The organism is Kribbella sp. NPDC054772 (assembly GCF_053611945.1).
This window is the reverse complement of record NZ_JBSHBJ010000037.1, coordinates 68,541-79,574: the sequence shown is the minus strand read 5'-3', so window position 1 is coordinate 79,574 and position 11,034 is coordinate 68,541. Positions and strand designations below refer to the sequence as shown.

13 protein-coding genes are annotated in these 11,034 nt (G+C 69.1%); 8 read left to right on the top strand and 5 right to left on the bottom strand.

Features of this window, described 5'->3' with window-relative positions:
* Positions 1-602: 602 nt before the first annotated feature.
* Positions 603-1,070: a prolyl oligopeptidase family serine peptidase gene (locus ACWGID_RS35970; protein WP_452203816.1), complete on the bottom strand. Its 468-nt coding sequence runs from the start codon at positions 1,068-1,070 to the stop codon at positions 603-605.
* The gene (locus ACWGID_RS35965) at positions 1,046-1,240 is read right to left on the bottom strand and encodes an alpha/beta hydrolase (protein WP_452203815.1); all 195 of its coding nucleotides are present in this window, start codon (positions 1,238-1,240) and stop codon (positions 1,046-1,048) included. The genes ACWGID_RS35970 and ACWGID_RS35965 overlap by 25 nt, the downstream gene beginning before the upstream one ends.
* Before the next feature lie 317 nt (positions 1,241-1,557).
* Between ACWGID_RS35965 and ACWGID_RS35960 the strand changes: the two genes are divergently transcribed.
* Positions 1,558-2,202 carry an alpha-ketoglutarate-dependent dioxygenase AlkB gene (locus tag ACWGID_RS35960; RefSeq protein WP_452203813.1) on the top strand — a complete coding sequence of 215 codons (645 nt, stop codon included), beginning with the start codon at positions 1,558-1,560 and terminating at the stop codon, positions 2,200-2,202.
* Positions 2,203-2,280: 78 nt separating this feature from the next.
* Here the strand turns inward: ACWGID_RS35960 and ACWGID_RS35955 are convergent, their stop codons facing one another.
* Entirely contained in the window at positions 2,281-2,733 is a 453-nt protein-coding gene (locus tag ACWGID_RS35955; RefSeq protein ID WP_452203812.1) for a hypothetical protein, read from the bottom strand.
* 119 nt (positions 2,734-2,852) lie between these two features.
* Between ACWGID_RS35955 and ACWGID_RS35950 the strand changes: the two genes are divergently transcribed.
* The 3 genes from ACWGID_RS35950 to ACWGID_RS35940 all read left to right on the top strand — a co-directional run bounded on the left by ACWGID_RS35950 (position 2,853) and on the right by ACWGID_RS35940 (position 5,966).
* Complete coding sequence (locus ACWGID_RS35950; RefSeq protein ID WP_452203811.1) at positions 2,853-4,109, top strand: MFS transporter; 1,257 nt, start codon at positions 2,853-2,855, stop codon at positions 4,107-4,109.
* Positions 4,109-4,747, top strand: a complete 639-nt coding sequence (locus ACWGID_RS35945; RefSeq protein ID WP_452203810.1) for a pyridoxamine 5'-phosphate oxidase family protein — start codon at positions 4,109-4,111, stop codon at positions 4,745-4,747. Before ACWGID_RS35950 ends, ACWGID_RS35945 begins: the two co-directional genes overlap by 1 nt.
* 79 nt (positions 4,748-4,826) lie before the next feature.
* Positions 4,827-5,966, top strand: a complete 1,140-nt coding sequence (locus tag ACWGID_RS35940; RefSeq protein ID WP_452203809.1) for a sensor histidine kinase — start codon at positions 4,827-4,829, stop codon at positions 5,964-5,966.
* Between the two features lie 3 nt (positions 5,967-5,969).
* On the opposite strand, the gene ACWGID_RS35935 is transcribed toward ACWGID_RS35940, so the two are convergent.
* A complete protein-coding gene (locus ACWGID_RS35935) occupies positions 5,970-7,181 on the bottom strand; it encodes an alpha-hydroxy acid oxidase (RefSeq protein WP_452203807.1) in 1,212 nt (403 codons plus the stop codon).
* A gap of 74 nt (positions 7,182-7,255) precedes the next feature.
* On the opposite strand from ACWGID_RS35935, the gene ACWGID_RS35930 reads away from it, so the two are divergent.
* Complete coding sequence (locus ACWGID_RS35930) at positions 7,256-8,011, top strand: FadR/GntR family transcriptional regulator (protein WP_452203806.1); 756 nt, start codon at positions 7,256-7,258, stop codon at positions 8,009-8,011.
* Here ACWGID_RS35930 and ACWGID_RS35925 read toward each other — a convergent pair.
* A complete protein-coding gene (locus tag ACWGID_RS35925; protein ID WP_452203805.1) occupies positions 7,940-8,401 on the bottom strand; it encodes a DUF6069 family protein in 462 nt (153 codons plus the stop codon). The genes ACWGID_RS35930 and ACWGID_RS35925 overlap by 72 nt on opposite strands.
* Positions 8,402-8,557: 156 nt before the next feature.
* Here ACWGID_RS35925 and ACWGID_RS35920 point away from each other — a divergent pair, with 156 nt between their 5' ends.
* From ACWGID_RS35920 to ACWGID_RS35910, 3 genes are read left to right on the top strand one after another with little or no spacing between them, the layout of a single operon-like run.
* Positions 8,558-9,700, top strand: a complete 1,143-nt coding sequence (locus tag ACWGID_RS35920; RefSeq protein ID WP_452203804.1) for a sensor histidine kinase — start codon at positions 8,558-8,560, stop codon at positions 9,698-9,700.
* Complete coding sequence (locus ACWGID_RS35915; protein ID WP_452203803.1) at positions 9,697-10,344, top strand: response regulator; 648 nt, start codon at positions 9,697-9,699, stop codon at positions 10,342-10,344. The genes ACWGID_RS35920 and ACWGID_RS35915 overlap by 4 nt, the downstream gene beginning before the upstream one ends.
* A 10-nt stretch (positions 10,345-10,354) precedes the next feature.
* Complete coding sequence (locus ACWGID_RS35910; protein WP_452203802.1) at positions 10,355-11,020, top strand: response regulator; 666 nt, start codon at positions 10,355-10,357, stop codon at positions 11,018-11,020.
* Positions 11,021-11,034 lie beyond the last annotated feature (14 nt).

Genomic DNA, 11,034 nt, shown 5'->3' with positions numbered 1-11,034 from the left:
GGTTGGCGAGCGCGCGGTGCTCGGCGGCCGACTCGAGCAGGTCGGCCGTGGAGAGCTCACTCAGATCATTGTCGAACATGTGTTCGATTCTATCTTGTCGAACCTGCTTCTCCAAATCCTCCGATCCGCAAATCCCTTACCTGTAAGGGATTCCGTGGATCTTCGACCGGACGGTCCCGAGCAATCAGCGTGGCAATTGGCACACGATGACGCGCCTCGTTGGCGGCACGACGCGAGACGAACGGCGTCCCACGAGCAGCCCGCAGCCGCCACCCGACCGGCGTCGCCTCCCCCGCCACTTTCAAGCGCCAGCGGACCACGCACGAAGGCGGCTGCGGGTGACCGAAGCGGCGGTCATGCAGCCGATGGCCGCCCCGTCCGACGGGCGTGCCGTGTCTGACGGGCGTGGCGGGTCTGAGGGGCGTGGCGGGTCTGAGGGGCGTGGCGGGTCTGAGGTCGTGGCAGGTCTGACCGACACGGCATGACTGAGGACCTGCCGTGCTCGACGGACGTGGCGTGGCCGACCGACGTGGCGTGGCCGACGGACGTGGCGGGTCTGCACAGCGGTTGTTCTGCAGGTTGAGGCTTACCTAGCGCTCGCTTCACGGGCTTTGGCCTGGGCGCGGACGGTCGCTGTCGCGCGGTCGGAGGTGGCGGTTGAAGAAGGTTGCGGCTTCGTTTGCGACGTACTGCCAGACCTGGTCGTTGTGCTGATGATGCGGATCGCGTTGGAGGTTGTGATGGCCGTGAGTGATGGGGAGTAGTTGGGTGTCCGTACGCGAGGCGAGCAGTGCGTTGTGTAGAGGTTCGGCTTGCTCGTACGGGACTGTTTCGTCGGAGGTGCCGTGGATGATTAGGAACGGCGGGGCTGCCGGAGTGACGTGAGTTAGTGGACTGGCGGCGCGCAATTGTTCTCGATGGGGGCTGACGTCGCCGCCCACGAGCGCGGTCACCGGCGAGGGCCGATCGATGCGGAGAGCCCCGCCTGGGCGCGGGAGGTCACTTGGTCCGCTGATCGTGACGACCGCCTGAACGTCGTCTCGGGCTACGTCGTCTCGTTCGTGCCGGATCGGGTTGCGGCGGCTTGGGCTCGTCGGGCGGTCCGGTTTGGGTTGAGGCTGGCTACTGCGGCTAGGTGGCCGCCGGCTGAGTGGCCCCAGATGCCGATGTGGTCCTGATCTATCGGCAGGCCGAGTGGATTGCGGCGTAGCCATCTCAGCGCGGACTGGACGTCGTGCAGTTGGGGCCCCAGCTCGGGCAGCCATCGATGCGGACGACAGTTGGAAGAGGGCTTGTGGGTAGCGGCGCCGGTGCGACGACGTCCAGGCGGAGGTCGACGCCATCAGGCTGGGCGTAGTGAATGTTCAGGATGTACGTGAGTTCGGGCGGTGTTTGTGTGTCAGCCATCGCTTGTTGCCCTTCCGACGAGGTCCGACGAACGGAAGCACCGCGGAGAGGGCAGGTCCAGAGCGGCCCGTCGACGACCACGGTCTGCGAGCGCAGGTTTGCCGGGAGATCGATGGGAACATATGTTCGAGTTTCGGGTATGGTGGGGGTATGGGTGCTGATCTTCAGGGCTCGTTGCTGGATGCTTTCGCGGATCCGGCGTTGGGGTCCTTGGACGGGCTGACGCGGACCGAGTTGGGGCGCGGGGCCTGGGTGGATGTGTTGCCGGGGTGGTTGACCGGGGCGGATCAGGTGTACGAGCGATTGGCTCGGGATGTGCCGTGGCAGGCGGAGCGGCGGCAGATGTACGACCGGGTGGTCGATGTGCCGCGGTTGTTGTGCTTCTACGGTGAGAACTCCGAGCTGCCGTTGCCGATCCTGGACGAGGCGCGGGATGCCCTGAGCGCGCGGTACGCGGACGAGTTGGGTGAGCCGTTCCGGACCGCGGGGTTGTGCTTCTATCGCGATGGTCGGGACAGCGTTGCCTGGCACGGTGATCGCATCGGCCGCGGTGACCGCGAGGACACGATGGTGGCGATCCTTTCCGTGGGTGAGCCGCGTGTGCTGGCGCTGCGTCCGCGGCCCGGAGGGTCGAGTGGTCCGGTCGCTTCGGCGATCCGGTACCCGCTCGGTCACGGTGACCTGATCATCATGGGCGGCTCGTGCCAGCGCACCTGGGAACACGCCATCCCCAAGTCGTCCGGCCACATCGGCCCCCGAATCAGCATCCAGTTCCGCCCCCGCGGAGTCCGCTGACCCAACTAGCCGGCCGGGTGTCAGCGAGCGACCGGACGCCCACCGCGGCGAGACGCCAGCGATGACTACTGAGCTCCGTCATGCAGCCTGCCGGTGCGCGATCGTCGGCTGATGGACTCCCTCACTCGTGGCTATATAGAAGCCCAGCAGGCGGATGTCCGCGGCTTGGCAGATGGCGGTGGCTGCTCGCGCCCATTGGTCGTCCAGCTCGCTGCGCCCGGCCGGGCCGGGACGACCTAGGGCGAGGATCATCCCGGTGCCGGGAGCTGTGCGGACCGCCGTGACGATCGGAGACAGTGCGGACGAGCACAGGCCGGCGGTGTCGAGGGTGTGGCTGAGGTGTTCGAACTCGGACGGCAGATCGATGGTCACGGTGGCTCGGTAGTAGTCGTCGGGATCGCAGAGAAGTACGGCGAACGTGCCGCGCTGGCGGTCGCCGAGACTGACCATCAGGTCGACGACATCGGCGGCGGCGCCGGGCGTGGTGAGGGGCTGGTCGGCCCAGGTGGGAGTCAGGTTCTGGAAGCTCATGCCTAGAAGATGCCGCGATTCGGCCCCCGGATCCGAGTTGTCCACAGGCCAAAGTGGCCCATCTTTTGACACCGAGAATGGATCTCCACCCTGGGCCGTTAACTCCCTAGGCTCAACACATGAGCAGCAGACTCGGACAGATGCTTCCCCCGGCCGGAGCGCCGCGGGACCTGGCGATGGCGCAGTTGGCCAACTCGGTCGGCGACGGTGCGTTCGTCGTCACCTCGGCGTTGTTCTTCACCCGGGTCGTCGGCCTCTCGACGGCCGAGGTCGGTCTCGGGCTGACCGTCGCCTGGCTGATCGGGTTCCTCGCGGGCGTCCCGCTCGGCAACTTCGCCGACCGGCGCGGCGCCCGCGGTACGGCGGTCCTCCTCGCGCTCACCACAGCTTCCGCCGTGGCAGCCTTCCTGGTGGTCAGGAGCTTCGCGGGCTTCCTGATCGCGGCAATCGTCTATGCCTGCAGCCAGACCGGACTGACCGCCGCCCGTCAGGCGTTGCTCGCCGGTCTCGTCCAGCCGGCCGAGCGCACGAGGATCCGCGCGTTCCTGCAGTCCACGGTGAACGCCGGTCTCGCCGTCGGCGCGCTCCTCGGCGGCGTCGCGCTGCGGTTCGACACAGAGGCGGCGTACCTGATCGTGTTCGGGATTGACGCGGTGAGCTTCCTGGTTGCGGCTGTGCTGATCAGCAGGGTGCCGTCGATCGCGATCAGCGTCCGCACACAAGGCGAACCGCGGCTGGCTGTCCTCCACGACCGCCCGTACGCCGTACTCGCGCTGCTCAACGCGATCATGCTGCTCTTCATGCCACTGATCAGCCTGGTCGGGCCGCTCTGGATCGTCACCCGAACGAATGCCCCGAGCTGGGTCGTCGCCTCGCTGATGATCGTGAACACGATCGGCGTCACGCTCTTCCAGGTACGGGTCGCCAAGAGCGTCAAGGATCTCCGCACCGCCTCCCGCTCGATCCGGTACGCCGGACTCGCCATGCTCGCCGCCTGTGGGGTGTTCGCAACGACCGCCATCAATCTGAGCGCCACGATCACCGCCGGAGTGCTCGTCGTAGCCGCCGCGTTCCTCACCCTCGGCGAGATGAAACTTGCCTCGGGCGCCTGGGAGATCAGCTTCGGACTGGCCCCCGCCGACAAGCAGGGTCAGTACCAGGGCTTCTTCGGCACCGGCCCCGCGATCGCCCGGATGCTCGGCCCGGCACTGCTCACAACGGTGATCCTCGGATGGGGTCCGATCGGCTGGCTGGTGGTCGGTGCGCTGTTCCTGGGGACCAGTTGCGCAACTGGTCCCGCCGTACGATGGGCCGTGCGGACGAGGGCCGTCAACGTGGACGCCACGCCGTCGTTGCTAGAGGAGAACGCCGCCTGATGGAGATTCCCGGACTGGTCGAGATCACCACGTACGATGAGCTGCGCGACCTCGTGCCGCAGCCTCTCGCAGCCGCCGCCGGCAAGGAGCGCAAGGAGCTCCACGACCTCGACCTCGACTGGCTGGCCGCTTCACCGTTCTGCCTGATCGCCACCTCCGCCGACGACGGGACCTGCGACGTCTCGCCGAAGGGCGACCCCGCCGGGTTCACCAAGGTCCTGGACCGCTCCACGATCGCGATCCCGGACCGGGCCGGCAACCGCCGCGTCGACGGCTTCACCAACATTCTCAGCAACCCGCACGTCGGCCTGATCTACTTCGTCCCCGGCCGCGGCGACACGCTCCGGATCAACGGCCGGGCCCGGATCGTCAAGGAGGCGCCGTTCTTCGACGACATGGTCGTGAAGGGCAACCGCCCGCAGCTGGCGCTGCTGGTCGAGATCGAGCAGGTCTTCCACCACTGCTCGAAGGCGTTCCTGCGCTCGAAGCTGTGGAAGCCCGAGACCTGGGAGCCGGACGCCGTGCCGACCCGCCCCCGGATCGCGCAGGCGCTGGAGCGCCCGGACGAGGATCTCGCGGCGCTGGAGGAGTACTACGGCCAGGCCTACGAAGAGAAGATCTACAAGGTCAAATACTGAACTACCACGCCGGGCGCAGGCCGAAGTACTCCGTGGCGACGATGACACTGGCTGCACCCGCCCTCTACGGTTGCGTACTGTGAGCACGACTGACCCGTACGACGTCCCCGCCATCGCGGCGCGGGCCCGTCGTGTGCTGTTCCCGGTGGTGCTGTCGTTCGTCACGGTGATCGGCACCTTCGGATCGGCGCAGGGACAGCCGGACCGTCGGCAGCCCGACGCGTTCATGGTCGTCATCCTGCTGATCGGCACGATCTCGCTCTACTGGCTGCGCACCCATCCGGTACCGGTGCTGTGGGCAACTGTCGCGACCACGCTCGTCTACATGCTCCGCGAGTACCCGTGGGGCCCGGTCATCCTGACGTTCGTGATCGCGGTCTTCACCACGATCCGACTAGGACATCGACTAGCGGGCTGGGCCGGGCTGACCGCGCTGTACGTCCTGCATGTCGGTGGGCGAATGGTCCTCGGCATCAACCAGGACGGGGTGTACCAGGTTCTCCTGGTCGGGACGTGCTTCTGTGTCCTCGGTTTCGTGGCAGAGCTGTTCCGCGCGCACCGCGACCGTGTCATGGCCGCGGCGAAGACACGCAAGGAGGAGGAGCTCCGACGAGCCGGTGAGGAGCGGCTGCGGATCGCACAGGAGCTGCACGACGTCGTGGCGCACCACATCTCGTTGATCAACGTGCAGGCGTCCACCGCGCTGCACCTGGTCGATCGGCAACCCGAACGGGCCGCACCGGCACTGTCCGCGATCAAGGACGCCAGCAAAGAGGCGCTGGTGGAGCTCCGCTCGATCGTCGGGGTACTGCGACAGTCGGACGAGTCGGCGCCCCGCCAACCGGTCGCCGGACTGGATCACCTCGACCACCTGGTCAGCCGCACGGCCCGGGCCGGCCTGGAAGTGCACAAGATCGTCCACGGCGAACCCCGCCCGTTGCCAACCGGCCTCGACCGCGCCGCGTTCCGCATCATCCAGGAGTCCCTGACGAACGTCGTACGGCACGCGAAGGCGACGTCGGCAACAGTCCGGATCCAGTACGGCGAGCACTCGCTGGTGCTCCAGATCGACGACAACGGCGAGTCGCTGACCGCTCCGCCGATCGAAGGCAACGGCATCTCCGGCATGCGCGAGCGTGCCACCGCACTCGGTGGCACGCTCACCGCCAAGTGCACGCCGAGCGGCGGCCTACGGATCACGGCGACCCTGCCGCTGTAGGTGTCAGGGCAGGCGGACGTGCGACGGGTTGAGCTCTGCAACGCTGGAGACGCCGAGTAGCGCCATCGTTCGGCGGACCTCCTTGGTGAGGATGTCCGCGGCGCGTGCGACACCACGCTGACCGCCGGCCATCAGGCCATACAGGTACGCGCGGCCGACCAGGCAGGCGTCGGCGCCGAGGGCGATCGCCGCGACGATGTCCGCCCCGGACATGATGCCGGTGTCGAGGTAGACCTCCGCGTCGCTGCCGACCGCCTTGCGAACCTCCGGGAGGATCCGCAGCGGCGTCGGCGCCCGGTCCAGCTGGCGGCCGCCGTGGTTGGACAGCACGACCGCGTCCGCGCCGGCGTCGACCACGCGCCGCGCGTCCTCGACGGTCTGGATGCCCTTGACGATCAGCGGGCCGTCCCAGATCGAGCGCAGCCAGTTCAGGTCGTCGATCGTCATCGTCGGGTCGAAGAGCTTGTCGAGCAGCTCGGCAACGGTGCCGTCCCAGGTGGACAGCGAAGCGAACGTCAGCGGGCGCGTGGTCAGCAGGTTGGCCCACCAGGCCGGGTGCATCGACGCGTCCAGCACGGTCTTCGCGGTCAGCGACGGCGGGATCGTGAAGCCGTTCCGTACGTCGCGAAGTCGAGCGCCCGCCACCGGTACGTCGACGGTCAGCATCAACGCCTCGTACCCGGCGGCCGCCGAACGCTTCACCAGGTCCTCGCCGGCGTCACGGTCCTTCCACACGTACAGCTGGAACCACTTGCGCGCGTTCGGGGCGGCCGCGGCGACGTCCTCGATCGACGTGGTGCCCATCGTCGACAGCGCGTACGGGATGCCGACCTCCTCGGCGACCTTGACCACCGCGCTCTCGCCCTCGTGGTTCATCATCCGGGTGAAGCCGGTCGGCGCGAACGCGAACGGCAGCTCCGAGCGGCCGCCGAGGATCGACGTCCCGGGGTCGATCTCGGAGACGTCGCGGAGGATCGACGGCTGCAGCTCCATCTCGGCGAACAGCCGGCGGGCGCGCTGCAGGCTGATCTCGGCCTCGGCGGCGCCGTCGGTGTAGTCGAAGACCGAGCGCGGCGTACGGCGTTTCGCGATCGCCCGCAGGTCCGCGATCGTCAGCGCCTTGTCGAGCCGCCGGTCGGTGGCGTTCACCGTGATCGGCTTCGGCCGCAGCAGCGGCTTCAGCTCGGACCATTTGGGCATCTGTCGATCGGTCATCACAACTCCCGGCTGAATCTGTGGTCGGACCACACCCTACCCTGTGGTCCGACCACACAGGTAGGGTCGTCCACATGAAGAACTACGAGCTGGTCCTGCACCGGGTCGAGGCGGACCTGGCGGCCGGGCGGCTGCGGATCGGCGGCCGGCTGCCGGGCGAGCGGGCGCTGGCGGAGCAGCTCGGGATCAGCCGGCCGTCGGTGCGGGAGGCGGTCCGGGTGCTGGAGGCGATGGGCGTCGTCCGGACCGCGACCGGGTCCGGGCCCGAGGCGGGTGCAGTGATCGTCGCGGAGCCGGTGTCCCCGCTGACCGCCGTACTGCGGTTGCACCTGGCAACGAATCACCTGCCGATGGGCGACGTGGTGCAGACCCGGCTGCTGCTCGAGTCGTGGGCGGCTCGGGAGGCCGCCGGACGGGTGCTCGGGACGGGCGAGCTCAAGGTCGCCGAGGAGTTGCTCGACCGGATGGACGACACGGAGCTGTCCCCGGAGCAGTTCCATGTGCTCGACGCGGAGTTCCATGTCGCGCTGTCGGGGCTCGCGGGGAACGTGCTGATCGCCGCGGTGATGACGTCGTTGCGGTCGGCGATCCACGGGTACGTGCTCGCCGCGGTGCCGAACCTGCCGGACTGGGAAGGGACGGCGATCGGGTTGCGGGCCGAGCATCGGGCGATTCTGGCCGCGGTGCGCGGCGGGGAGCCGGAGCGCGCGGCGGACTTGGTGACCGCGCACATCCGGGGGTTCTACCAGGCCGCGCAGTTAGCACCGTTCGGTGGAGCTGGTCCGGCGGAGGCCGAAGATCACCGTCGCTCCGACGATCAGGTGGAGTGAGGCCAGGCCGAGTTTCGCGCCGAGGCCGATGCCGTTGTCGAGCGGGCTGCCGAGCGACGTGAGGCAGACGATGGTGGCGATGACGGTCCAGATGTCGCGCGCTCGCGGCGTACGGCGTTCGAGGATCGCGAGCAGGCCCCAGCCTGCGAAGCCGACGGCGACGGACGAGAGCAGGACGGCGACGACGCCGATGTGCTGTACGCCGCCTTGACGCGCGGTGAGCGTAAGGCCGGCCAGCGGTGCGAGGACCGCCCAGCCGGCGACCGCCGCGGCGGCGGTGACGCCGACGACGGCTAATCGGCTGCGTCCAGCAGCCCGCCGCGCTCCGGGAACTGCTCCGGGGGTGTTGTGTGCGGTCGGACGGGCCGGGGTGGTGTTTGGGCTGGGCATTGTGGCTCCCTGGGCTAGCGGGGTTGTGGGTCCAACCTGCTGCAGCCCGTAGGGGTGAGGCATCGGTCGGGCGGCTGGCACTAGGTGGTCCGAAGTCGGTGCGGCTTCGACTTTGGTCGGTGGTGGGGACGGGTGCGGCGGCTTAGTCTCGGCGGCATGGAGGAGACGTGTGTGCCGCAGAAGGCACCTCGCTGGGTCGACGCCGTCGCGATCGCAGCCATCGCAGCGATGGTGGCCGGGACGATCATCGGGCGGTTGCCGGATCCCGAGCACCGCAAGTTCCTGTGGCTCGACATCGTGGTCGGTGTCGCGTCGGTCGCGCTGCTTCCGCTTGTGTTCCGGCGGCCGGTGCACGGGGCGATCGCGGTCGCCGTCCTCGCGATGTTCTCCCCTGCCGCCACACCGCCGTCCACCGTCGGCACGCTCACGGTCGCCCTCCGCCGCCCGTTCCGGACCGCGCTCCTGGTCGCCGTGATCGGCACGGTCGCGCACCTGATCCAGGGCGCGTGGCAACCGATCCACGGCCTGCCGTTCCTCTGGTTCGCGGTGCTCGACGTCGTCGTCCACGCCGCGCTTCTCGGGTGGGGGCAAGGCACCCAGGCCCGCCAGCAGCTCCTCATGTCGCTGCGCGAACGGGCCCGCCGCGCCGAGTCCGAGCAGGGCCGCCGGGTCGCCGAAGCGCGCACGCTGGAACGTACGAAGATGGCGCGCGAGATGCACGACGTACTCGCGCACCGCTTGTCCCTGCTGGCGACGTACGCCGGTGCGCTCGAGTACCGCCCCGATTCCTCACCCGAGAAGCTCGCGAAGGCCGCCGGCGTGATCCGTACCGGCGTACACCAGGCGCTCGACGAGCTGCGTGCGGTGATCAACGTCCTGCGCGACGAGGACGTCTACGAGGGCCGCCCGCAGCCGACGTTCGACGATCTGCGGGCGCTCGTCGACGAGTCCCGCGAGGCCGGGGCGACGATCGCGTACGACGACCAGGTGGCGGACGCGACCTCGTTGCCGCCGGCAACCGGGAGGACGGCGTACCGGGTCGTGCAGGAGGGGCTGACGAACGCGCGCAAACATGCCGCCGGGCACCCCGTGAACCTGACGGTCGACGGCGGCCCGGGTGACGGGTTGCGGATCGAGCTGACGAACGCGGCCTCCAACGGTACGTCGCTCGCGCCCGGCAGCGGGACCGGCCTGGTCGGGCTGACCGAGCGGGTGCAGCTGGCCGGCGGCACGCTGGACCACGGACAGGTCCCCGGTGGCGGGTTCCGGCTCGAGGCCTCGCTACCGTGGCCCTCATGAACATCCGGGTCCTGGTGGTGGATGACGACGCGTTGGTCCGAGCCAGCCTCGAAATGATGCTGGACGGCGCCAACGGGATCTCGGTCGTCGCTCAGGCCGCCGACGGCGACGAGGTCCCCGCAGCGGTCGACGCGCACTTCCCCGACATCGTGCTGATGGACCTGCGGATGCCGCGCGTCGACGGCATCGTCGCGACCCGCCGGCTACGCGCCCGGACGAACCCGCCCGAGGTCGTCGTACTCACCACGTTCGACACCGACGAGAACGTCCTGCACGCGCTGCGCGCCGGGGCCAGCGGGTTCCTGCTCAAGGACACCCCGCCGGCGCAGATCGTCGACGCCGTACGCCGGGTCGCGGCCGGTGACCCGATCCTCTCCCCCGCGATCACCCGCCGCCTGATGGACCGCGCCGCCACCCAGGCCGACGCGCACACCATCGCGCAGCAGAAGCTCCAGCGGCTGTCGCCCCGCGAGTACGACGTGATGCTCGCCGTCGCGCAGGGTCAGGCGAACGCGCAGATCGCGGCCGAGTTGTTCATGAGCCTCGCGACGGTGAAGGCGCACATCTCGCACATCCTCACCAAACTCGAGCTCGGGAACCGGACCCAGATCGCCCTCCTCGCCCACGACGCCGGGCTCGCATAAGCTCCAGCGCATGATCAGGGTGCTGCTGGCGGATGATCAGGCGTTGGTGCGGGCCGGGTTCCGGTCGTTGCTGAACGCCGAGGACGACATCACGGTGATCGGCGAGGTCCCGGACGGCGCCGAGGCGGTCACGGTCGCGCGGGCCGAGAAGCCCGACGTGGTGCTGATGGACATCCGGATGCCCGGCACGGACGGGCTGGAGGCCACCCGGCAGATCGGCGCGGATCCCGAGCTGGCCGACGTACACGTGGTGATCCTGACGACGTTCGACCTGGACGAGTACGTGTTCGAGGCGCTCCGGGTCGGGGCGAGCGGGTTCCTGGTGAAGGACACCGAGCCGGTCGAGCTGCTGCAGGCGGTACGTGTCGTAGCGCGCGGCGATGCGCTGCTCTCCCCCGGCGTCACGCGGCGGCTGGTCGCGGAGTTCGCGTCGCGCAGCCGGCAGCCGCACGCGAGCACGGAGCTCGACGTACTCACCGATCGCGAGAAGGAGATCGTCGCGCTCGTCGGCGAAGGGCTGTCGAACGACGAGATCGCCGAGCGACTCGTGCTCAGCCCGGCCACGGCGAAGACGCATGTCAGCCGGGCGATGATCAAACTCGGCGTCCGCGACCGCGCCCAGCTCGTCGTCGTCGCCTACCAGACCGGGCTGGTCCGCCCCGGCTGGCTGGGTTGACCTTCCACCCACTC